We start from the raw sequence: 22,024 nt of genomic DNA, 5'->3' as shown, positions 1-22,024 counted from the left end.
CGTGCGACGAATCTGGCGGACGCCACGCCATTCGACGTCAGTCTCGTTCGAGACCACAACGGGTGTCCCGCGTCAGTGGACGCGCTCGCGCCTTCGCCTGACCACCATCGCGATCAAGGCAAGGCCCAACCCGACAGTGCCGATTCCCGCCGCCTGGCCACCGTCGCCGCGTGAGAAGGCAACAGCTGTCGCGATCACGCACATGGCAACCGCGGTCCACAGGAGAATGTCTCGGACGCCCTCGGATCTCATGGCCCTCCTTTTGATGCTGACGCCACCAAGGTAGCCGGTGGCCTCGACCTCCGACGACGGCGGCAGGCGCGCTGCGCTACTTGGAGACATGCCTGGTTCGACAGCCATCGTCAACGTGCCGGCACGGTCGGCCTTTCCTGGTTCGAACCCGAGGTGACCGGCGCCGTCGGAGCAGTCGCATTCGGTCCGTAAGACGGGTCCGGTGGGTCGACACTAACCACTGCACGTCCCCGTCCGGGCCACTTCCGCCGGGGAACCGCGCAACTGAAGGAGCGAGACGATGAGCGAGAAGACGAGTGGGACGACGAGGCCGGTCGAGGATCTTGCCGCGCTCGAGCAGCTCAACCTGGACTACATCCATGCCGACCAGAGCAACGATGTCGAACGGTTCAGGGAGCTACTCGCCGACGACTTCATCATGCAGACCGAGGGTGTCACCCGTGATCGTGCCGAGTATCTGGAGTACATCGCGAAGCCGCGACCTTTCACGAACCTCGAGGTGCACGACGTCAACATCCGCATCCTTGGTGACGTCGCGTTGATTCATGCTCGCAGCACGCTGACCACGCTCGATGATGGCGTCGAGAAGGAGGCCCTCTACACCGACACCTACCAGAAGCGTGCCGGCGGGTGGGTGTGTGTAGCGGCCTGTGCGCTCGACCCGATCCCGGTCGTCTGACCCGGTCGCCATGTCCCAGACTGCTGCCCGAGCACGCTACGAACAGTTCGTCGAGCTCCATCGTGGCCCCGAGCCGTTCATCATGCCCAACGCGTGGGACGCGCCGTCGGCGCTGCTCTTCAAGGAGGCTGGCTTCAAGTCCGTCGCTACCTCGTCCGCTGCGTTCGCCGCGACTCTGGGCCGCGTCGACGGCATTCACGCCGTGAGCCGGGAGGCGCACCTCGACCATGCCGCCCTGCTCACCTCGGCAAGTGGGCTCCCGGTCAACGGCGACTTCGAAGATGGCTACGGTGAGACACCAGACGACGTCCGGGCCACCGTCGAGGCCGCCATCGCCCGCGGCCTGGCCGGCATTGGAGTCGAGGACACCACCGGCGACCCGTCCCACCCGATTCGTGACTTCGACGACGCGGTCCGCCGTATCGAGGCGGCCGCCGCGGCGGCTCGTGGACGGATCGTGCTCACCGGCCGGACGGACAACTTCTTGTGGGGGATCTCCGACCTCGACGACACCATCCGCCGGCTGGAGGCCTTCGCGGAGGCAGGGGCAGATGTCCTCTACGCGCCGAATCTGCCCGGCCGGGCCGCGGTCCAAGCCGTCGTCGCCGCGGTCGCGCCCAAGCCGGTCAACCTCCTCGTCGGCCCACACGACGGCATGACCCTCGCAGAACTACGCGCGATCGGCGTCCGGCGCATCAGCCTCGGGGTCGACCCGTACACCCACGCCCTCGGCGCCACCCGCACGGCTGCCGCGAGGCTCGTGGCGGGAGACCTCACGGCACTCGCATCCGATCTCGGCTTCGGCCACATCGTCGAGCTGATCAACGGCTGAGGCGGCCGTCCGGCGCCCACCTTCGGCGCCCACATTCGGTGCCGTGGCCGGGTCCGACGCCGTGCACCGACCGTGCGGAATGCAGCTAGCCGAGCGTGAAACCAGGAGAGCACATGACCGAGACCGACGACCCAACGACAACCTCCCGTACGACATCGCTGCGGGTCGTGACCGCCCCCTCGTGCGCCGCCGCGCTCCCGACCGTGCCCGCGGCGGTCCACGACGCCGCGGCCGTTCCCGGTCCCACCGAGACCGGGAGCAGGCGTGGATGGGCGTCGGTCGGCGCCGTTGCGCTCGGCGCCTTCGTCATCGTCATGACCGAGACCCTTCCGGTGGGGCTGCTGCCGAGGATCGCGAGCGGACTCGATGTCTCCCTGGGCCTGGCTGGCCTGATGGTGCTCGTGCCGGGTTTCAGCGCTGCCGTCGCGGCACCGCTGTTCTTCCTCGGCTCCGGGCGGTTCGACCGGCGCTCGGTCATCCTCGCGCTCGGCCTGACGGTGTTGGTGTCGAACGCGGTCGTCGCGGTGGCGCCCAACTTCATCCTGGTGCTGATCGCCCGCATGCTCTTCGGCGCCACCTTGGGAGCGTTCTGGACCGTTGTCTCACCCGTCGGACCCAAGCTGGTCGGGCCGGCCGGCGGCACTCGGGCCATCACCATCATCGCGGCGGGTATCTCCGGTGGCACGGTCGTCGGCCTGCCGGCCGGTCAGTTCCTCGGCGACGTGGTCGGCTGGCGACTCACCTTCGGCATCGCGGCGGCGGCGACACTGCTGATCGTGATCGCACAAGCGGTCGTGCTGCCAGCCATCTCTCCGGATGGGCGCACACACCTGCGCGATCTCGTCGGGGTCGTGCGGCGTCGGGCCGCGCGGTTCGGGATGGCAGCAGGCGCGCTGGTCTTCATCGGGCAGTTCGTTGCCTGGACCTACGTCACGCCGTTCCTGACCGACCACACGCACCTGTCCAGCGGCGCGATCTCCGTGCTGTACGTCGTCTACGGCGTCGGCGGCATCGTCGGCTCCCTGGTCGCCGGAGCGCTGTTCAAGCGCAGCGTGATCGCCAGCTTCGCCGGAGCCGGCACGGTGGTGGCCCTGTTGCTCATCGGGCTGGCGAGCGCCGGCACCACGCCATGGCTGGCCGGCCTGCTGCTCGTCGCGTGGGGCCTGTTCTGGGGAGTCGTGAACCCCGGGACCCTGGTCTGGATCCTGGACTCCGCCCCCGAGACACCCGAGGCCGCGTCAGCGGTGAACGTGACCAACCTTCAGATCGCGGTCGCGCTGGGGTCGGGTCTCGGAGCGATCCTGGTCTCTTCGACGAGCCTGCAGACCGTCTTCCTCACCGCCGGCGTCGTCGTCCTGGCCGCCTCCGTGCTCGCCGCCGTGGCAGGACGGCTCGTGACACTCGCCCCCCGACCATGACCTGGCCCGTACCGGGGGCCTGCACTCGAAAGGTGGGTACTCCCATGAGAGTTGCCGTCGCCGGGGCCACCGGCCTCGCCGGCCGCCACGTGTGCCACGAGCTTCGACGCCGTGGCGCCGACGTCCTCGCGCTCACCCGGGCCGCGGGCACTGACCTCATCGCCGGACACGGGCTCGACCGGGCACTCGAAGACGTCAACGTGGTGATCGACGCCTCGAACGTCGCGTCGCCCCACGAGCGGATGACTCGACGCGACGCCGTTGGCGCCGCGATGCGCAACCTCGTCTCGGCCTGTGCGCGGGCACGGGTGCAACGGCTGGTGTTGCTCTCGATCATCAACGTCGACGACTCCGGGTTCGACGACTTCGCCTACTATCGCGCCAAACAGGACCAGGAGTCCATCCTGCGCGCGAGCTCGATCGAACACGTCATCGTCCGCTCCGCGCAGTGGTTCGAGTTCGCCACCAACCCCTCGGCGGTCACCCTCGGCGAACGACAGGTCTCGGCACAGGACTGGCTCATCCAGCCGATCGCCGTGGCGACGGTAGGTGAGGTACTCGTCGAAGCAGCACTGGATCAGACACCGCACGACCTCACGGTCGCCGGCCCCGACCCGATCCGACTTCCGGTCCTCGCCGCTCGCTACCTCGAGCACGCCGGCGATCACCGACCTGTGATCACCGTGCCGGTGCCGTTCCCGGCGTTCGCCGACGGCACGCTGCTACCCGACGCTGACGCCCGCAAGCTCGGGCCGGATCTCTCGGAGTGGCTCGACAGTTTGCCGGCGGCTGACGCGTGGAAAGGGTGAGTTCAGCGTGGAGACAGGCTCTCGATATGCGCCAGCGCCATGTCGATCGAGGTGACCATCGGCGCCACATCCCGTGCCGTCTGGGCCAGGACGTAACCGCCCTGCAGGGCCGCCATCAGACCGGTGGCGAGCTGCTCGATCGAGGCGTCCGACGGCAGGCGTCCGGTGTCTTGAAGCCGGCGCAGCACATCGGCCAAGAGTCCTTGCCACTCGGCGAAGAGCTGGGCCAGCGCTTCGCGGGCGAGGTCATCATGGTCGGAAACCTCCGAGGCGAGTGAGCCGAGCGCACAGCCGTAGGCACCGTGGCGCACCGCGTTGTTCTGGACCAAGGCGTCTCGCCAACGCCGCAGACCACGGATCGTGGAGACGTTGCCCAGGGCGTCACGCTCGCGCTCCATCACGCGTTGACCGACGAGCTCGACGACGGCACGTACGAGCTCTTCCTTGCCGTTGAAGTGGTGGTAGAGCTGGGACTTGCTCGCACCGCTGGCAGCCAGGACCTCGTCGAGTGTGGTCGCGCTGACGCCTTGGATGAACATGAGATCGGCCGCGGAGCTGACGATCCGCGCTCGCGTCTTTGCGCCGCGCGCCGTCAGGCGGCGGCCGTTGGGCGAGTTCGCGGTCGTCATCACTGGCTCATGGTACTGATCGGTTCGGGTCGCATGAGGTCTCGCCACTATCAGGGCCGGACGGTGCCTTGAAGGGCGCCAACGCAAGGTCGAGCGCGGCGTTGAGGGGCCACGAGTTCTTCGCGATCTGGCTCAGCGTGCTTCCGCCGTGGAGGGCCGCGAGGACCAGGACCGCCGTCCTATGAGGGTCGACGCCGGCGGCGCGGTCTGGTGGTCCCGAGGCCGAATCGCTCGCACCCATGGCACGGCGATGGACCAGCTCACGGACAGCATCCTCGATCAGTGCTCGCCACCGATCGAGGAACTCGGCGCGGTCCGACCCGCCGCCGGTTTGCCGCAACGCCCGTGCGTAGGGCGAGTCCGGCGTCATGAGCTCCTCGACGAGCTTCCTCTGCCAGCACGACAGCTTCGCGCCGTCGGTGATGCCGGCCAGGCGAGCACTCTCACGAGCCAGAACTTCCGCGAAATGCGTCTTCATCAGTTCCTTCCCCTGCCTGCCGGCTTGCTTTCCCATCCTGCCACCACGCGGGACTACGCGGTCCAATTTCCTCGACCGCTCGATGAACCCAGCGCCGGCCGACCGCCGTTGTCACCTTGGATGACAATCCGCATGGACTATACGGTCCATTGCTCGTTACGGTTCACCCATGGCTACCGATGCTTACGTGCTGGCCGGCGCCCGCACGCCGTTCGGCAAGTACGCAGGGTCGCTCTCACATCTGCGCCTGGACGACCTCCTGGGACTGTCCATGGTCGCTGCCTGCGACCGCGCCGGGGTTCCTCTCGACCGGGTCGACGACATCGCGGCCGGCTGCGTGAACACCACCCATGAGGGGATGGGGGACGTCGCGCGATGGGCAGCGCTGGCAGCCGGGTTCCCCGAGAGCGTCCCTGCGATCACGATGAACCGCTACTGCGCCTCCTCGCTCAGCGCCGCGGTCGGCCTGGCCCACGCCATCCAGGTCGGCGCGATCAGCATCGGACTGGCCGCCGGGGTGGAGTCGATGTCGCACTCGGGGTGGGCGTTCATGAAGGCCGACGCACCATTCGCGCCCCGCGGGCCGCAGTTCATGCTCGACACCATGTGGACCGGTGCCGGGGGACCGGCGCACCCGGAGCTGGTGAGGCGCAACGCCTACATCTCGATGATCGAGACGGCGCAGAACGTCGCCGACAAGTACCAGCTCGGCCGGGAGGAGATCGACGCGTTCGCGCTTCGCTCACACCAGCGCGCCGCCCGGGCTCGTGACCGAGGCCGACTGGCCGAGGAGATCGTGCCCGTCATGATCCCGGCGACCAGACGCACCCCGGAGCGGCTCTTCGAGCACGATGAGACGATCCGGGCCGACACCACACTCGAGGCGCTGGGCGCCCTCGTACCTCAGCCCGGAACCACCCAGATGACCGCGGGGAACTCGAGTCCGTTGTCGGATGGATCGAGCGCCGTGGTCATCGCGAGCCGTGAGGCGGCCGCCGACCTGGGTGTCTCGCCCCTGGCGAGGGTCGCCGGCTCGGCGATCCATGCGCTCGAGCCGGGGCTGATGGGCATCGCGCCGGCGTGGGCGATCGCGAAGGTGATCAAGCAGGCTGGGATCGCGCCCGATGAGGTCGGTGTGTGGGAGGTCCATGAAGCGTTCGCGGCCCAGGCACTCGGGGTGTTGCGGGAGCTGTCGACGCAGTTCGGCGGTTTCGTGGTGCCCGAGGAGCGTCTCAATCTCAACGGGGGAGCCGTCGCGGTCGGCCACCCCTTCGGAGCCTCGGGCACCCGCTATCTCCACACCCTGGCGCTCTCAATGCGAGAGCAGGGGTCACGCTACGGGGTGCTGGGGGTGTGCGCCGGCTCCGGACAAGGCGTCGCCGTTTTGCTCGAGAACACCCAGATCTGAGCCACAGGCCAACAGGCCCGCGGCGGGGTCGTCAACGGCCGGAACCCGGACCCGCCTGGCCCGGGCAGGCGAGATGGAAGGCCCGAGCGAAGGCCAAAGGGAAGGTCAAAGGGAAGGTCAGCGTTCGACCGGCCGAGGTTTGAGGGAGGAGATGTCCAGGTCGGCCTTCCGCAGCCGGAAGACCTGAAGGCGCAGGTCGTAGTACTTCTCGGTCTCGCCGACCCACTCCATCCCGATCCGACGGGCGGCGTGTGCTCCGCGGTCGTTCTTGGGTCGCACCACGGCGAAGACTTCCTGCTCGCCGTTGGTGAAGGCGTAGTGCGCCAGCGCGTGACCGGCCTCGGCGGCGAAGCCTCGTCCCCACGCCCACGGCGCGAGTTGGTAGCCCAGTTCGAGGTCTGCGCCCAACGGCGGGAGCGGGAGAATCTGCCCCGACCCGGCGATGCGGCCGGTCTCGGTCTCCTCGATCACCCACCGGCCACTGGGCCGACCGCCGGCGCCGAGCGGCTGGGCGATCCACCGGTCGATCGCGTTGCGCATCTGATCGAGGTCCTCGACGTGGTCCATGGCCGGGGCCAGCCAGCGGGAGACCTCGGGGCTGCCGTAGATGTCGAGTGCGCCGACCGCGTCGTCGCGTTGCCACGGACGTAGCCGCAACCGCGGGGTGGTGATGGTTGAACCGTCGATCGTGATCTCGTGAGTCAACGCTGCTCCTCGGTGAGACATGGCGCGCAGGCGGGCGTGATGGGCGGTGGTTGACGCTACTTCGTAGTGGACCGTGTCGTCCATCCGGCCACGACCGCGCATACGCGGCCGGTAGAGAACCGACTGGCCAACGAAAGATGCTGCCGGTGACTTGCTACTAACCCGATGCTGACCGCCCAACCGTGACCCCAGGGAGCTTTCACATGGACCCGCGCCGCGCGCATGAGCTGATCGCGAGCGAACGTGAACGAGTCAAGGACCTCATCGCCAGCTCAGCGATGGCACGTGCGGCTGATCTGGAGGGCGCGGCCGAGGCGTCGACCTCGGTTGACGACACGGCGAACCCGTTGGCTCAGGAATTGCTTGACGACGCGGTAGCAGAACAGCTCAACCGGCGCCTGGCGGCACTGGGCCGGGCCGCCGAGCGCCTCCGAGAGGGTACCTACGGGCTGTCGGTTCGCAGCGGCGTGCCGATCCCCGACGAACGCCTGGAGGCAGACCCAGCGGCCGAGCTCCTCGTCGACGAAGCCAGCTAGTTGACCAGGGACAACGCCTCCTCGCGGAGACTCTTGGGACATCCCTCGAGGCCCTACCAGTCGAGCCGTCCCCTACGATGCGGCTCCTCCGGTTGGCCGATGGCACCTGGAGCGCGCGGCAGATGTTGACCGTCTCGATGAGCAGCTCAGCGTCGAGCAGAGGATCGAAGTCGGCCCGATCCTGTTCGACGGAGCGGCGCATCTCAGGATCGCCGCGGCGACGTACAACACCGCATAGGACTACGACCGGCTCGCCGACGCGCTTCGGACGATGTGACGCGCGCCGTCGCGGCAACGGTGCGCGTGGCTCGCGGCCCTCATGCAGGTAAGACCCCCACGCGTTCTGGCCACTAACGGAGCCGGCGTAGCGAAGTCGCTGATCGACCATTCCGGAGGGCTCCAGGACCCTCGTGGTGGTTGAGAATCGGAGAGGCACGGCTCGATGCAGAACCAGGCTGTTGTGATAGACCCTGTCGAGCAGGGTAGGGCGCATCGGCTGGTATTCGCCACGGCGGTGGTGGCACTGGTCGCCGCCTTCGCAGCGGTCGGGTCGACAATCCCCTTGTTCAACATCTATCGGGCAGAAGAGGGCTCTACCAACGCCGGAAGCTCGATGACCCGTCGTCGCCTACTCGGGACCATCGGCACGTTGCGAGCTTAGGGTTCCGCGAGGTGGTGCACCCGGCGCCGAGGCTCCACGACGGCCGTGACGTCCTTCTGAGCCCGCACTCGTCCGTGACTTTCGTTCTCCAAGAAGCGATGTCTCGTGCGGTCCGTACTTTGATGGATCCTGCGGATCGGGGCTAATGCGTCAAAGCTCCGCGCGGGAGGTTCGCCAATCTCTCCTGCGTCTCGACACATGTCGAGATGCAGCGAAGATTGACAACTGGCATCAATTGTTTAGCGACTGACCTTATGTACGGCAGCCGGCTGCGTTTCCGTAGGTCACCTCGATCTGATCAAGGTCAATCTCAGGATATGCGACTCTGGCTTCAGGCATCCTGGGCGGCCTCTGTCTTGAGCTGGGTCGCGACGGCGCGCGGGTCATCTACCCAGAGCCCGACTCGATCGGCATTTCTGCTGCCCTGTGAAGTGTCGAGGGCGACGGGGCGGTGGAGGACGAGTTCGAGGTTGGTGCGCAAGTTGACGCCGACGAGGAGCAGATCGTCCTCGTGGTGGAGTGGCTTCATGACGCCTGGATAGGTGTGCTCGGTAGACCGGACGCCGGCAATGGCCTGTAGAGGTATGTCGACCCAGGTGCGGGATCCGTTGCGGATTCGTAGGTGATCGGCAGTGAGAAGGTGAGGCCGGACTCTGGAAGCTGCGAGCTGGCCGAGCATCCACAGCAAGCCCCAAATGCCCAGGACGAGCAGTGGCACCCGGATGACGTCAGCCCAGCGGGCGTCGATGTTGCGCAGCACCACCTCGACCACGACGACCTCGGTGCCGGAGCCGAAGATCCACAGCCACATCATCGGCGCGGAGAGTTGGGCATACCCGATCGGTGTCGCGCCGTGCGGGACGTCGGGGCGACGGACGAGCCACCTGGCCAGTGACCGGTAGAGCGCCAGTTCCTGCCCAACTTCGGTGCGTGTGTGCGTGAGTACCTGACGCAGGTTCATGGATGCTCCTGGGAGTGGTCGGCCGCGAAGGTCAGGTCGAGTTGCGCTCCGAGGGCGGCTATCGCGGTTTCGGCGGGGAGGTTGCTGCTGAGCATCTGCACGGCGAGGCCGTCGGTGAGCGCCAGGAGGGCTGCGGCCGTTGAGTCTGGATCGAGTGAGGCCGGTGCTTGTCCATCGGAGATGGCCTGTCGCAGCAGGCCTGCGATGAACTCACGCATGCCCGCATTGCTGCGCTCAAGGTCCTCGGCGACGGTCGGCCTGGTCGCGGCGTATGCCATGAACGCAAGAGCGACGCGGCCGTCGTCGGCCGCGCCGGGTTCGCTGGTCGGCAACAGGGCTGTGAGAACCGCGTTGACCAGTTCTTTCGGCGCGGGTTGCTCGCCGAGTGTGTCGATCAGCATGCTCATCCGCTCCCCGATGCGGGTACTCGCGGCATCCATTGCGAACTTCATCATTGCGTCCTTCGATGAGAAGTAGTGCTGGACCATGCCGGCGGTCACGCCGGCCTCGCTGGCCACGTGTCGCAAGCTCACCGCCTCCAGTCCCTGGGTCGCGGCCACCCGCATCACTGCTGCGGCGATGAGCTCTCGCTGCTGCTGATGATCGACACGCTTCGGCATACCCCGACTCTACACATTGCGATCGTATTGCAAAAATCCCTTCCGTGTATTACGTTACGACTGCAATGCAAAGAGCAACGGAGATGAGTTCCAGATGCTGAGCCAGCGCCAAAGCCCGGCCATCGAGATTGCTGGACTGGTCAAGCGGTACGGCGACACGACGGCCGTGGACGGGATCGACCTCGACGTACCGACCGGTGCCGTGCTGGGTCTGCTCGGTCCGAACGGTGCCGGCAAGTCGACGGTCGTGAGGATCCTTGCCACCCTCCTACGTCCCGACGAGGGCTCTGCGCGCATCGGAGGATACGACGTCGTCCGGGACGCCTACCGCGTCCGCCAACTGATTGGCCTCACCGGTCAGTACGCCTCGATCGACGAGGACCTGACGGGCATGCAGAACCTGACCCTGATCGGCCGACTCCTGGGCCTGTCCAAGAGACAGGCGAGGCACCGCGCGAGCGACTTGATCGAAGACGCGCGATTGCACGAAGCCGCTGCCCGGCCCGTGAAGACGTACTCAGGTGGGATGCGTCGCCGCCTGGACCTGGCAGCCAGCCTCGTCAGTCAGCCCGCCGTGGTGTTCCTCGACGAACCCACCACGGGACTCGACCCCGCACGCCGAGGCGACATCTGGTCGGTCATTCAACGGCTGGCCGAACGCGGATCGACAGTGCTATTGACCACCCAGTACCTGGAGGAGGCCGATCATCTGGCCGATGACGTCGTCGTCCTGGACGCAGGCCGGATCGTGGCTCGAGGAACGCCGGACGATCTCAAACGCCGACTCGGGCGTCAGACGCTTGAGATCAAGGTCACCGACCCGGCCAGGTTGGGTGAGACTGCTCGAATGGTCACGACCGTCATCGGCTCCCCGTCAATCACCGACGAGCAGACCGGCCAACTCAGCGCCCCCGTCCCCGACGGCCGCATCATGCCCACCGTGGTCCGTCAGCTCGACGAAGCGGGCATCGAGGTCAGCGAGCTGGCGCTGCGACTCCCGAGCCTGGACGACGTGTTCCTGACTCTCACCGGTCACCACGCAACAAGCGACGCCAACGAAAACACGACCGGAACTTCGTCTGAAGGATCGAACCCATGACCATCACACCGCCAATCGAAGCCCTGACACCGGCAACCCGCGAGCACGCCACTCTGTCCGACGCGGTCTCACAGAGCATGGTGCTGGCCCAACGCGGGATCATCAAACTCGGACGGCACCCGATGGGCCTCGCGGACGTCATCCTCGGCCCCGCGATTTTCCTGTGTCTGTTCGGCTACATCTTCGGCGGCGCAGTCTCAGGCGACACTGACGGCTACCTGCACTACATCTTCCCGGGCATCGTCGGACTGATGACCTTGTTTGCCACCATGGGTGTCGCGGCGTCACTGAGTCAGGACCTCGCCAAGGGCATCTTCGATCGATTCCGAAGCCTTCCCCTGGTGCGCATCGCCCCCCTGATCGGCGCGATCGGCAGCGACATCGTGCGCCAGGTGGTGTCTCTCGCTGCACTCATCGGCTTCGGCCTCCTGCTGGGGGTCCGCTTCCAAACCGATCTCGTATACGTGCTCGCAGCCGGTGGCCTCGCCCTAGCCTTTGCGCTGTCGGTGTCCTGGGTCTGGGTGCTCCTCGCCCTCGCGATCCGTGACACGGCAGCAGTCCAGGGACTGGCGGCCGTCATCATCTTCCCGATCACCTTCACCAGCAACATCTTCGTCCCTCCCGAGACCATGCCCGAGTGGTTGCAAACCATCGTCGCTTGGAACCCCGTGGGACACCTCGTTGATGCCCTGCGAGGCCTGATGATGGGAGGCCCGGTCGCCGAACCGGTCCTCCTCACCAGCGCTTGGATGGCCGCCTTCGTATTGATCTTCGCTCCACTCTCACTACGGGCCTACAACCGCTGTACCTGACAACTGCCCAGCTCACACGGCCAAGGTCGTCGCATCTGCGTGTGATGCGATGAAGGGGCCGGGGCCTCCGCGTTCGTGCGGCCCCGGCGGATGCTGGGGTGTACTCGACTTCGATGACGAAGGAGGCCCCTGACGTCAGGATACGCAGGCAAGCAGTTCGTTGGGATCGAGCTTCACCGCCGACGTAGCGTGATCGTGCGAACGACCCGAGTCGGGAGAAAGTCTTGCAGTCGGTCCGGATCCTCAACGACGTCGAGAGTCTGGACCGGGTGATCGCACGCGGCGGAGAGTCCCCCGAGTCCCCCGAGGTGGTGCTCGAGGCCATCTATGGCTGGTACTGGGCCGTCGACGCCCTCCGGGCAGCGGGCGCGAACGTGCACCTTGCGCACCTGTTGGGGGTCAAGGCGTTCGAGTACCGACGGGTCAAGAACGACTTCCGTGACGCCGCCGACCTGCTCCGGATGGGCCGGCTGCCCGAGGCATGGATCGCGCCGCCAGCGACCCGGGAGCTGCGTGAACTGGTCCGACACCGAGCAAAGTTGGTCGGACTGCGGTCGCACTGCAAGGCCGAGGTCCACGCAGTACTGGCGAAGTGCGGGGTTCAGGTCTTGGTGAGCGACCTGTTCGGCATGGATGGCACCGCGCTGCTGGACCGGCTCCGGCTCGCCTCGACCCGCCAACTGCCGGCGCCGTACGCGGCTCGGATCGCCTCGCTGCGTCGGCTGTTGGACCATCTGGAGTTCGAGATCGACGTGTTCACCAACCTGGTCCAAGGTCAGATCCGCACCGATCCCTTCAAACTGCCCCGACGCTCCCCGATGACGGTGTGCTGCCGATGAGCGGCACGCGGCATTGCTTCGTGGGGTAAGACGGTCTGGTCCTGGGTTACGAACACAGGTGAACCCGAACAGATCATGTCCACGAGGCCCAACACGAGGCCCAACACGAGGGCGAACACAAGGGAGGCACACGATGAAGGCGATTGTGGTGACAGATGAGGCCGCGGGCACGGCCGGTATGACCTTGGAGGAGCGGCCGGAGCCGACGCCCGCGATCAACGACGTGATCGTTGAGATCCACGCGGCGGGCTTCGTCGCCACCGAGCTGGCGTGGCCCTCGACCTGGACCGATCGGCAGGACCGGGACCGGACCCCGACTATCCCCGGTCACGAGCTCGCGGGAATCGTCACCTCGTTGGGCTATGGAACCACGGGGCTCGCGGTCGGACAGCGAGTGTTCGGCCTGGCGGACTGGCACCGCGACGGCACCCTGGCCCAGTACGTGGCCATGGAGGCCCGCAACCTGGCGCCGCTACCGGGCGATGTCGACTTCACCGTCGCCGCAAGCCTGCCCATCTCCGGCCTGACGGCATGGCAAGGACTCTTCCAGCACGGTCACCTGCAGGCCGGACAGAGTGTTCTCGCCCACGGCGCAGCCGGCTCGGTCGGGACCATGGTGACCCAGCTCGCACGAGAGGCCGGCGCCTACGTCATCGGCACCGGCCGTGCCGCCGACCGAGGAAAGGCCCTCGACTACGGTGCCCACGAGTTCGTCGACCTCGACAACGACACCCTCGAGGACATCGGCGGAGTCGACCTGGTCTTCGACGTCATCGGTGGCGACATCCAGAAGCGATCCGCAGCCCTGATCCGCACCGGCGGCACGCTGGTCTCGATCGTGGGACCGGCTGAGGCGCGACCGGCCGATGGCCGGGTGGTGGACTTCGTCGTGGAGTCCGACCGCGCCCAGCTCACGGAGATCGTCAGCCGGGTTCGTGACGGTCGGCTACGGACGAACATCGGCACCATCGCACCTCTCGACGATGCGGTCGCCGCGCTGAACCCGACCGGGCGGCTCAACGGGAAGACCATCATCAGCGTCCTCCCGTAACGCCTGGTCCGGGGTCGCGAGACGGCTAGCAGCCTCCTGCGAGGCTCGGGTCGGATCTGCCCCGGCCCCTAGGACTGCATGGCATCTGCGGTACCTGAGTTCGGTCGGACAGTGAGTTCGGGATGTGAACGGTGCTCGCCGGGAGACGTTGTGTTCCCGGCGGCCACGGTTTGCTCGTGATGGGCTGGCAGGTGGGACGGGGACTGGCGACAAGCGTGGGGGAGAAAGGCCGTCACCGAGCAAGCGCATCGAGACGTGCCCGGCTCGCTGCTCGGATGCATTTCCGGGGTGCTGATTGGTCGGGTCACCCACCGGATCAGGCGTCGTCAGGGACCTCCGGGGTGTTGCTAGTCCTGCATCGCGGCTCGTGCGCGGGCCTCGGTGATCGCGGTGGTGAGGGTCGCGAGGTTGTAGGAGCCGTGGTGTCGCCGGCCGTTGATGAAGAAGGTCGGGGTTCCGCTGACCCTGGACAGGTCGGCGGAGTCGGTGTCTCGAGCCACACGCGCGGCGTAGCGGTGGTTGCGCAGGTCGTCGCGGAACGCGTCGGTGTCGAGGTCGAGGGCGCGTGCGTGTTCGAGCAGGTCGTGTGGCGAGAGTCGGTCTTGGTGCGCCAGGAGCCGGTCGTGCATCTCCCAGAAGCGTCCCTGGGCGCCGGCCGCCTCGATCGCCTCGGCGGCCAGTTGGGCGAACGGGTGGACGTCGGTGAGTGGGAGGTGGCGCCACACGTAGCGCAGGTCTGTGTCGGCGAGGAGCTCACGGACGACGGGCTCGGCGCGTCCGCAGTAGGGGCACTGGAGGTCGCCGTACTCGACCAGGGTCACGGTGGCGTCCTCGGCGCCCCGGATGTGGTCGTGCTCGGGGTCGACGTCCGTGCACAGGTCGGTCATCGGCAACACCTGCCCGAGGATGGCGCGGTTGCGGCGTTCCTGGCTCATCCGGGAGGTCCGGGCGAAGATGACGAGTGTCATCGTCGCCGCGAGCACGGCGGCGGTGAGGACGCCGAGCTTGGCCTCCTCGAGACGGTCGCCGCTCAGCGCCATGGCCGCGACGATGAAGGAGACGGTGAACCCGATGCCGGCCAGGGTGCCGCTGCCCAGGACGGCGGTCCACCCCACGGCGGGTCTGACGGTGCCGCCGGTCAGCCGTTGCACGAGCCAGGACGCCAGCACGACGCCCACAGGCTTCCCGAGAACGTAGGCCGCGACGATGGTCCACACGAACGGGTCGGTGTAGGCGGAGGCGAGGAAGGAGGGTTCAAGCTCGATGCCGGCATTCGCGAGCGCGAACAACGGCACGACGACGTACCCGGTCCAGGGCAGGAGCCGACTCTGGAGTAGCGCGTTCGGTGAGAGGCTCCGGATCACGCCGGCGTTGGCCGCGAGGCCGAGTTCGGCGGTGGGCTGTTCGCGGAAGCCGAGGAAGAGGCTGCTCGCCTCCTCGAGGTCGCCACGGCTCGGCGCGTACGCCGACGTGGCCAGCCCCACCACCAGTCCCAAGATGATGGGATCGATCCCGCTCTCGAGGAGCCCGGCCCAGGCGATCACCAGGAGCAGCACCGGTAGGAGAAGCGGACGAGTCATCAAACGTCGCAGCAGTACCACCACAACCAGGGCAGCCAGTGAGACCACGAGCGGCACGAGGCTCACCTGGCCGGTGTAGCCGAGGGTGACCACGATCAGAGCGACGACGTCATCGACGACGAAGACGCTCACCAGGAAGATGCGCAGCTGGTCGGGGAGGCCGCGGCCGACCAGGCTGAGCACTCCGAGCGCGAGCGCGGTGTCGGTGGAGATGACCATGCCCCAGGCGCCAGCCACGTCGCTGCCGTGACTGAACGCCACGTACAGCGCGGCGGGAACCAGCATGCCCGTTAGGCCCGCGGCACAGGGGAGGAGCAGCCGGCGCCGTTCCCGCAGGTCGCCGAGGTCGAACTCGCGTCGTGCCTCCAAGCCGACAACGAGGAAGAAGATCGTCATGAGTCCGCTGTTGACCCAGACCCGCAGGGTCTCGGAGAGCTCGTGGTCGCCCAGCCTCAAGGACAGGCGGGTCGACCACGCCGATTCGTAGCTCTCCGGGGAGCTGGTGCACCAGACGATGGCGGCGACCACGGCCAGGCTGAGGGCGACCGCGCTGGAAGACTCGGCGGCGGTGAAGCTGCGCAGTCCACCGGAGAATGGGTGGACCCGGGGTGTGGTCTCCTCATAGGAAACTCCACCCCAGGCCCCCTCGTCACCCGATTCCATGGGTTGTCTCCACCAGGGTCAACCGTGGTGTCGGTGTTCCGGTGGTCAGGAACCCGGCGCGATCGCACAGGCCGAGACACAGACCCAGGTTCCCCCGCGCTTCTGGTACGCGTCCGTGTACAGCGCCTCCTGCCTCACACCGTCGGCGATCATGGTGTACGAGGCGCGACCGTGAATCAACGCGACGTCGCCGAGGATCCGGACCCTCGACTCCAGCAGGGCCAGGTCCTTGAACGGCCGCGGCTTGGCGATGTACGCGAGGTACTCCTCCTTGTTGCGGGTGACACCCGGGGTCTGCACGATGAAGTCCTCCGCGAGTAGTTCCCTGAAACGCGCGGCATCGCTTCCCTGGTCGGCCTGGTTGTAGTCGAGGTTGAGCTGCTCGAGAATCGCCAGGTCTTCGGCGGACTGCTTCGGCTCACCCATCATGGTGCTCCTTCGAGGGGTCAAATGGACGTGGTCGGCTTGCCTCAGTGGTCCCTCGGGCCAGCCGCTCGCTGGGTTAGTCTCGTCCCGAGAGGCTGGCCTTACCCCGCCCGCGCGTGAGACACACGGCCGGTCAGACCAGGCACGGAGAATCGTTTCGTCGACCTCGGTCATGACGCGTAGCGTGAGACGTTACTCATGCCGTCCCAGTCTGACCATCGACCTGTGCGCCGGGCGCCGGAATCCGGGCATCCGGCCGAGCCCTGGCCACGCTACTCATGCGCAGAGACCCACGTCCTCGCGGGCGGAAGACTCTCCACCGGCCGGCTGTCGTGACAGGCCGTCGGTCGAGGACGCAGCGGTCTTCTTGCCGTTGTCCTGATCTGCGCCGCAGTCGGGCTGGTGGGGCGCGTTCTCGTTGGCCGCTTGCCCTGGGACATTGTCGCCTGTGATGGATTCGCTGGTGAGCGGGTCACCCAACGGCCGGTCACGTTTCGGTGTGGACCAAACCGTAGCTGCCTGTGCAGTGAGGTACACGCGGCCGCGGTCGCCCGGGCCGGATGGAACCTGTTGAGTCCTGAACCGCCGAGGGTCAACCGGCCACGGCGCCGTCGGGTGGCATCCGCCGGGCCTGTTGAACCGTTGGTGCAGCCAGCACATGCGCAGTGGGCCACCGGTTGGGCCGCGGCCATGCGGCCCGGCGGCGGTGTGCAGCTTTGTCGCCCAGCCATCGCGGCGCGATACCCGCTACGAGGCTGTCAGTGCGGCCGCCCATTGCTCGAACCAACTCCGAGGCCTGAGGCCGGAGGCAGCGTGGCCGTCTGCGATCCAGGTTGGTGTTCCTTGGACGCCTCGGTCTGCCGCGGCGAGTTGTGCGAATAGGTACAGCTCCTCGGCGTCTTCATGGGCCTGGTGGTAGGCGTCGAGGTCGGCGCCTGCGTCTGTTATTAGGTTGTTCACTTCATCGACTCTGCCGATGTCGCGTCCCTCGGCGAAGTAGGCGTTGAACACGGCGGCCTCGTACCGCGCGGCGGCTTCAGGGTCCTTCGTCTGGAGCCATTCGTGTGCGACGAGTGCTGGCTTGGAGTAGGCGATCTTGTCGCTCCAGTTCAGGGCCAGGCCGGCTTCGGCGGCCTGGTCGGCCAAGAACTGGTAGGACGCGCCGACTCGGGGGCCGGCGAAGGCACCCTCTGGTCCGATCTCCGGGTGGATCTGCATGCCGTGCTCGAGGAGAGTCACTCCGTGTTCGCGCAGGATGCGGTTGCGGTCCTGCGCGATGTAGCAGTAAGGGCAGATGAAGTCGAACCAGTGCTCGACCCGGTGGGTCTTTGCTTCGGGATTGATCGTCATGTCAGCACTCCTCGTAGCCAGCCGGCGGTCAGGGCCAAGGTCTCTGGCCGGTCGAACTGGGGGTCCTCGTGGCCGGCATTGGCGAGCTGTATCAGGTCACAGCGCACGCCGGTGTGGGCGAGCGCGTAATGGAGGGCCTGCGACTCTGAGGGCGAGACGATGCGGTCGCGATCACCGTGAGCGATGAGGAAGGGCGGCGCAGTCGGATGGACCCAGTCGAGGAGGCTGTAGCCCTGTGCCCGATCTGCGAGTTGGGCCGGGTCGGTGATGCCGAGCAGGTCGGCCTCGAACCGGAACGGCAGCAGCTGCGCTTCAGGGCCGCTACGAGCAGCAGATGAGGCCAGGTCCACGGGACCGAACCAGTCGACCACGGCGTCCACGGTGCTCGGCTGGTCAAGGTTGCCGCCGACCTCACCCTCAAGTTCGGGCTTGTCGGCAGTCAGTGCCGCCAGGCACGCGAGGTAGCCGCCGGCTGAAGCCCCCCAGATCCCGAGCCGCCGGGTATCCAATCCGAGTGATTCCCCGTGGCCGCGGAGCCATCGCAGAGCACCCTTCACGTCGTGGAGTTGACGGGGAAAGGTGGCACCCGGTGCCAGGCGGTAGTCGATCGAGACCATCGTCACGCCGAGCTGCGCCGACGGCATCAGCCGGGAACTGGCTTCGGCGCGGCGATCACCTCGCACCCAACCTCCACCGTGGACATAGACCACAACAGGTGCATCCTCGACGGGAGAGCGGTACACGTCGAGTTCGAGCCGATCACGACCAACCCTCGCGTAGACCAGGCCACGCTCGACCGCCACCTCGGCTCGTGCGGCATCGCTCACTCCCAGGCCCGTCCTTCCACTGCCTGCAGTTGTCTCGATCTCTGTATCTGCCCCTGGTGCGACCCTTACGTGCATTCACCCGGGACGCTCGAATACCTGACACGGTAGTGGCCCACATCAGCCGGCGGCGGACTGCCGATGCCTGATGGCAGGATGCCCGAGCCGGGCGGGTGGAACCGGTTCTCGCTCGAAGTCTCTGACCTCACGCACCTGGCCGCGTCGTTGCGCGGAAAAGGGGTTCCGGGTCCGCAACGACATCGTCACTGGTGTCGTGCCCGCCAGCAGGTCCTGATCGAAGACCCTTCGGGCAATCCCATGGAACTATTCGAACCCAGCCTGCCCGACGCGATGCGCCCGCGTCCTGTGTCAGTGGATCTGGCGTACGCCGGCGCACTGACCTGCGGTGCGCCAGAATGAGTGACGCACGACCACGCCGTTTGCGTCACTGAATCTGGCGCAACTCTTGAAATCGCAGCGCCGTCGAGACGGCCAGCGTGAGCGTGGATCTCGCGGGCTGCGCCAGATTCAGTGAGTCGGCGCCAACTTCAGCGACGCAGGACAACAGCCCGAACACAATCCCTGCAAGGACCACCTGTCCCGCACTGGGACATATAGACATCGAGAATGACCATTCCCACAGACTATGGGCGTGTCGGAACGCCCTCGCCCTTCCCTGACGCCTAGCCTCGACCAATGGCCCCCACTGCGAAGGACCCCGGCGGGATGGACCGGCTCGCGGCCGTGGACGATCCGCGGCTGCCGTTGCTGGTCATCGAGCCGGGCCAGCAGCCACCCGAGCGGGAGCCATACGGCGTCTACCTCGGCCAGCTGACCGGCGAGACCCAGCGCACCATGCGCGGCTGCCTGGATCGGCTCGCGCGCATCATCGCGGGGGTGCGTCTCGACGGACCCAGCGCCGACGAGCTCGACCGTGGCGCCCCGCTGATCACGGGCGCCTGGGTGCCCTGGTGGGAGCTGCGCTACGAGGGCACCGCGGCCCTGCGCGCGGTGATGCTGGACATCGGCTGGTCGCCCAGCCACATCAACAAGCACCTGTCGGCTCTGCGTCGCGTGCTCAAGGAGTGCTGGCGACTCGAGCTCATGAGTGCCGAGGACTACCACCGTGCCATCGACCTCGAGCCCGCCAAGGGCCAACGGGAACTCGCCGGGCGAGACGTCGCCGAGACCGAGCTCGCAGCACTCCTGACGGCCTGCGACGACAGCCCCCTCGGTGTACGAGATGCCGCGGTCATCGCGGTGGTCTACGCGACCGCCATCCGACGCTCCGAGGCCGCCGGCCTCAACCTCTCCTCCTACTCCGCACGCACCCAGGTGCTGCGCCTGGTCGGCAAAGGAAACAAGGAGCGCACCGTCCCGGTCTCGGCCGCGGCACTGCCCTGGCTCGAAGCGTGGCTGCGGATCCGTGGCCGCAAGCCCGGCCCGCTGTTCTGCCCGCTGCGCAAAGGCGGCACGATCGTCTATCACCACATGAGCGCACAGACGATCGCCGACATCCTCACGCGACGCGGTGTCCTGGCCGACCTCGTCAGCGCCGTGAAGCCACACGATCTACGCCGCACCGTCATCGGCGACCTGCTCGACAATGGCACCGACCTGGCCATGGCCCAGGCGATCGCCGGACACGCCGACCCGCGCACCACCAGCAGTTACGATCGACGCAAGCTCGACACCAAACGGGACGCCGTCGACGGGCTCCGACTGCCGCTGCCGGACGCCGGGTCGGAGTGACGAAACGTGACGACGTGGCCTGCTCGATACACTCCGAACAACGTGGATCTTTCATAAAACGCATGCTAATCTCTGTTTTATGAAAGAAGCGTCTCCGGTGCTGCTGCCCCTCCTGCGCTCGCGCGCACAGGGAGACGTGTGCGCCTGGATCATGCTCCATCCCGATGAGTCTTTCAGCCTGCGGGAAATCGCAGACGCGATCGGGGTCTCCTCGCCGACGGTGATGCGTGAGGTCGACCGGCTCGAGGACGCCGGCTTGATCACGGTCTCCCGGTCTGGAAACCAGCGGCTGGTGCGAGCCGATACGAGCACGATCGTCTACCGCCCGCTGGCCGAGCTCATGGCCGTGACCTTCGGGCCATTGCCCGTGCTACGCGACGTCCTGGCCGAGGTGGCGGGCATCACACGTGCCTTCATCTACGGGTCATGGGCGGCGCGCTACGCCCAACAGCCCGGTGCAGTCCCAGGTGATATCGACCTCCTCGTGGTGGGCAACCCCGACCGGCACCAACTCGACGAGGTCGCCGACACGGCTCAGCGGACACTGCGTCGCGAGATCAACATCCGCCGCGTCACCGCACCCGCCTGGGACGCAATGCCGGCCGATGACCCGTTCAAGTCCACCGTGATGTCACGACCCATCGTCGACCTCGTTGGATCTGACCTCGTTGGATCTGGCTCTGTTGGATGTGAACGGTGACCACGCAGCGACCCGAGCCCGGCAAGTGGGCCCAGGGCGAGCACGAGATCGACGGCATGCTCGAGCGGGGCGAGTTGGAGTACGTCGCACCGAACCCTGCCCACGCCGGGCTCCTCATGAACCAGGCCACGGCACACCTTGCCTCGGCACAACCGCTCGTCGAGACCGACCCGCCCTCGGCGTTCACGCTGCTCTACGACGCCGCCCGCAAGGCACTCACCGCACTGCTGGCCGTGCAAGGTCTACGTCCGACACGCGCAGGCGGGCATGTCGCAGTGCAGCAGGCGGCCGAAGCACAACTCGGCCCCAACACCAGGCATCTGGTGCGAGCCTTCGGCGGTCTGCGCCGCCGCCGCAACGAGTCGGAGTACCCGTCGGCCGAAGACCCGCCAGTCACCGTCGAGGAAGCCCACGACGGACTTGACGACGCCCGCCACATCCTGGACGTCGCCCGGCTCCTGCTGCCGCATCTGGGGCCCTTCCGACGCTGACACTCCTACCCCTACGGGCAGGATCCGTGCCGCTGAAGCCCGTGGAGGCAAGCGTCACGGGTGGTCGACGTTCATGGGGAGCAGGAGGGCGCCAGGGCCACCATGCAAGCCCGCACCGAAGGCACTCGCGAAGGCAGTCGTATATGTCGTCGACACCGCTCCGAGATGGCACAACCCGAACACTCCCGAACTGGGCGCCCGCCCGACCTAGGACAACCTCAAAGATCGGGATCGCAACGGATCTATCGAGAGGAGCGCCCGAATGGGTGTACATGACCAAGAAGACCCCATCGCCGCCTTGGAGCCGTCCGGCTGGGAGATGACCAGCGGCCGATCGTATTCGGCCCCCGAGGCTCGCCGACGCGGCAACGCGATCTGATTCTGCAGCCTGCTCTTGCTCGGGGTCCTGGTGCTTGCGGTCTGCGGTGCGACCGCAGTCGCAGGTATCC

The 22,024-nt window shown here is 67.1% G+C and carries 21 protein-coding genes and 1 pseudogene; 13 read left to right on the top strand and 9 right to left on the bottom strand.

What is annotated here, in order from left to right; all coding sequences use genetic code 11:
- The first annotated feature begins 532 nt into the window (after positions 1-532).
- From J2X46_RS19995 to J2X46_RS19980, 4 genes are all read left to right on the top strand, one after another.
- The gene (locus J2X46_RS19995; protein WP_310253683.1) at positions 533-931 is read left to right on the top strand and encodes a nuclear transport factor 2 family protein; all 399 of its coding nucleotides are present in this window, start codon (positions 533-535) and stop codon (positions 929-931) included.
- A 10-nt stretch (positions 932-941) separates the two neighbouring features.
- Positions 942-1,763, top strand: a complete 822-nt coding sequence (locus tag J2X46_RS19990) for an isocitrate lyase/phosphoenolpyruvate mutase family protein (RefSeq protein WP_310253682.1) — start codon at positions 942-944, stop codon at positions 1,761-1,763.
- A gap of 113 nt (positions 1,764-1,876) precedes the next feature.
- The gene (locus tag J2X46_RS19985; RefSeq protein ID WP_310253680.1) at positions 1,877-3,181 is read left to right on the top strand and encodes an MFS transporter; all 1,305 of its coding nucleotides are present in this window, start codon (positions 1,877-1,879) and stop codon (positions 3,179-3,181) included.
- Complete coding sequence (locus J2X46_RS19980; RefSeq protein ID WP_310253678.1) at positions 3,178-3,990, top strand: NAD(P)H-binding protein; 813 nt, start codon at positions 3,178-3,180, stop codon at positions 3,988-3,990. Before J2X46_RS19985 ends, J2X46_RS19980 begins: the two co-directional genes overlap by 4 nt.
- 2 nt (positions 3,991-3,992) lie before the next feature.
- On the opposite strand, the gene J2X46_RS19975 is transcribed toward J2X46_RS19980, so the two are convergent.
- On the bottom strand, positions 3,993-4,619 hold the full coding sequence (locus J2X46_RS19975; protein ID WP_310253794.1) for a TetR/AcrR family transcriptional regulator: 627 nt from the start codon (positions 4,617-4,619) through the stop codon (positions 3,993-3,995).
- Between the two features lie 7 nt (positions 4,620-4,626).
- Entirely contained in the window at positions 4,627-5,133 is a 507-nt protein-coding gene (locus tag J2X46_RS19970; protein ID WP_310253676.1) for a hypothetical protein, read from the bottom strand.
- A gap of 133 nt (positions 5,134-5,266) precedes the next feature.
- On the opposite strand from J2X46_RS19970, the gene J2X46_RS19965 reads away from it, so the two are divergent.
- Entirely contained in the window at positions 5,267-6,505 is a 1,239-nt protein-coding gene (locus J2X46_RS19965; protein WP_310253674.1) for a thiolase family protein, read from the top strand.
- Between the two features lie 117 nt (positions 6,506-6,622).
- Here J2X46_RS19965 and J2X46_RS19960 read toward each other — a convergent pair whose 3' ends face one another.
- Positions 6,623-7,210: a GNAT family N-acetyltransferase gene (locus J2X46_RS19960; protein WP_310253672.1), complete on the bottom strand. Its 588-nt coding sequence runs from the start codon at positions 7,208-7,210 to the stop codon at positions 6,623-6,625.
- A 203-nt stretch (positions 7,211-7,413) separates the two neighbouring features.
- Here J2X46_RS19960 and J2X46_RS19955 point away from each other — a divergent pair, with 203 nt between their 5' ends.
- Positions 7,414-7,746, top strand: coding sequence for a hypothetical protein (locus J2X46_RS19955; protein ID WP_310253670.1), 333 nt, complete (start codon positions 7,414-7,416; stop codon positions 7,744-7,746).
- 992 nt (positions 7,747-8,738) lie between these two features.
- Here the strand turns inward: J2X46_RS19955 and J2X46_RS19950 are convergent.
- The gene (locus J2X46_RS19950) at positions 8,739-9,368 is read right to left on the bottom strand and encodes a hypothetical protein (protein ID WP_310253668.1); all 630 of its coding nucleotides are present in this window, start codon (positions 9,366-9,368) and stop codon (positions 8,739-8,741) included.
- A complete protein-coding gene (locus J2X46_RS19945; RefSeq protein WP_310253666.1) occupies positions 9,365-9,988 on the bottom strand; it encodes a TetR family transcriptional regulator C-terminal domain-containing protein in 624 nt (207 codons plus the stop codon). Before J2X46_RS19945 ends, J2X46_RS19950 begins: the two co-directional genes overlap by 4 nt.
- 94 nt (positions 9,989-10,082) lie before the next feature.
- Between J2X46_RS19945 and J2X46_RS19940 the strand changes: the two genes are divergently transcribed.
- From J2X46_RS19940 to J2X46_RS19925, 4 genes and pseudogenes are all read left to right on the top strand, one after another.
- Positions 10,083-11,087, top strand: coding sequence for an ATP-binding cassette domain-containing protein (locus J2X46_RS19940; protein ID WP_310253665.1), 1,005 nt, complete (start codon positions 10,083-10,085; stop codon positions 11,085-11,087).
- On the top strand, positions 11,084-11,899 hold the full coding sequence (locus J2X46_RS19935) for an ABC transporter permease (protein WP_310253663.1): 816 nt from the start codon (positions 11,084-11,086) through the stop codon (positions 11,897-11,899). The genes J2X46_RS19940 and J2X46_RS19935 overlap by 4 nt, the downstream gene beginning before the upstream one ends.
- A 221-nt stretch (positions 11,900-12,120) precedes the next feature.
- A pseudogene (locus J2X46_RS19930) lies at positions 12,121-12,738 on the top strand (transposase); the annotation flags it as partial.
- Between the two features lie 148 nt (positions 12,739-12,886).
- Positions 12,887-13,789: an NADP-dependent oxidoreductase gene (locus J2X46_RS19925; protein ID WP_310253662.1), complete on the top strand. Its 903-nt coding sequence runs from the start codon at positions 12,887-12,889 to the stop codon at positions 13,787-13,789.
- A 347-nt stretch (positions 13,790-14,136) separates the two neighbouring features.
- On the opposite strand, the gene J2X46_RS19920 is transcribed toward J2X46_RS19925, so the two are convergent.
- The 4 genes from J2X46_RS19920 to J2X46_RS19905 form a co-directional block, all read right to left on the bottom strand.
- Positions 14,137-16,032, bottom strand: coding sequence for a Na+/H+ antiporter NhaA (locus J2X46_RS19920; RefSeq protein WP_310253660.1), 1,896 nt, complete (start codon positions 16,030-16,032; stop codon positions 14,137-14,139).
- Positions 16,033-16,077: 45 nt separating this feature from the next.
- Positions 16,078-16,458: a nuclear transport factor 2 family protein gene (locus tag J2X46_RS19915; protein ID WP_310253659.1), complete on the bottom strand. Its 381-nt coding sequence runs from the start codon at positions 16,456-16,458 to the stop codon at positions 16,078-16,080.
- A 747-nt stretch (positions 16,459-17,205) separates the two neighbouring features.
- Positions 17,206-17,808, bottom strand: a complete 603-nt coding sequence (locus J2X46_RS19910; RefSeq protein WP_310253657.1) for a DsbA family protein — start codon at positions 17,806-17,808, stop codon at positions 17,206-17,208.
- A complete protein-coding gene (locus tag J2X46_RS19905; protein WP_310253656.1) occupies positions 17,805-18,635 on the bottom strand; it encodes an alpha/beta hydrolase in 831 nt (276 codons plus the stop codon). Before J2X46_RS19905 ends, J2X46_RS19910 begins: the two co-directional genes overlap by 4 nt.
- 693 nt (positions 18,636-19,328) lie before the next feature.
- Here J2X46_RS19905 and J2X46_RS19900 point away from each other — a divergent pair.
- The 3 genes from J2X46_RS19900 to J2X46_RS19890 all read left to right on the top strand — a co-directional run bounded on the left by J2X46_RS19900 (position 19,329) and on the right by J2X46_RS19890 (position 21,575).
- Positions 19,329-20,384, top strand: coding sequence for a tyrosine-type recombinase/integrase (locus J2X46_RS19900; RefSeq protein ID WP_310253655.1), 1,056 nt, complete (start codon positions 19,329-19,331; stop codon positions 20,382-20,384).
- 79 nt (positions 20,385-20,463) lie between these two features.
- Positions 20,464-21,084, top strand: a complete 621-nt coding sequence (locus J2X46_RS19895; RefSeq protein WP_310253654.1) for a MarR family transcriptional regulator — start codon at positions 20,464-20,466, stop codon at positions 21,082-21,084.
- Positions 21,081-21,575: a HEPN domain-containing protein gene (locus tag J2X46_RS19890; protein ID WP_310253653.1), complete on the top strand. Its 495-nt coding sequence runs from the start codon at positions 21,081-21,083 to the stop codon at positions 21,573-21,575. The genes J2X46_RS19895 and J2X46_RS19890 overlap by 4 nt, the downstream gene beginning before the upstream one ends.
- Positions 21,576-22,024 lie beyond the last annotated feature (449 nt).

This window comes from Nocardioides sp. BE266 (assembly GCF_031457855.1).
Taxonomy (GTDB): domain Bacteria; phylum Actinomycetota; class Actinomycetes; order Propionibacteriales; family Nocardioidaceae; genus Nocardioides.
Note: the sequence above shows the minus strand (reverse complement) of the source record. Positions and strands in the feature narration are given on the sequence as shown.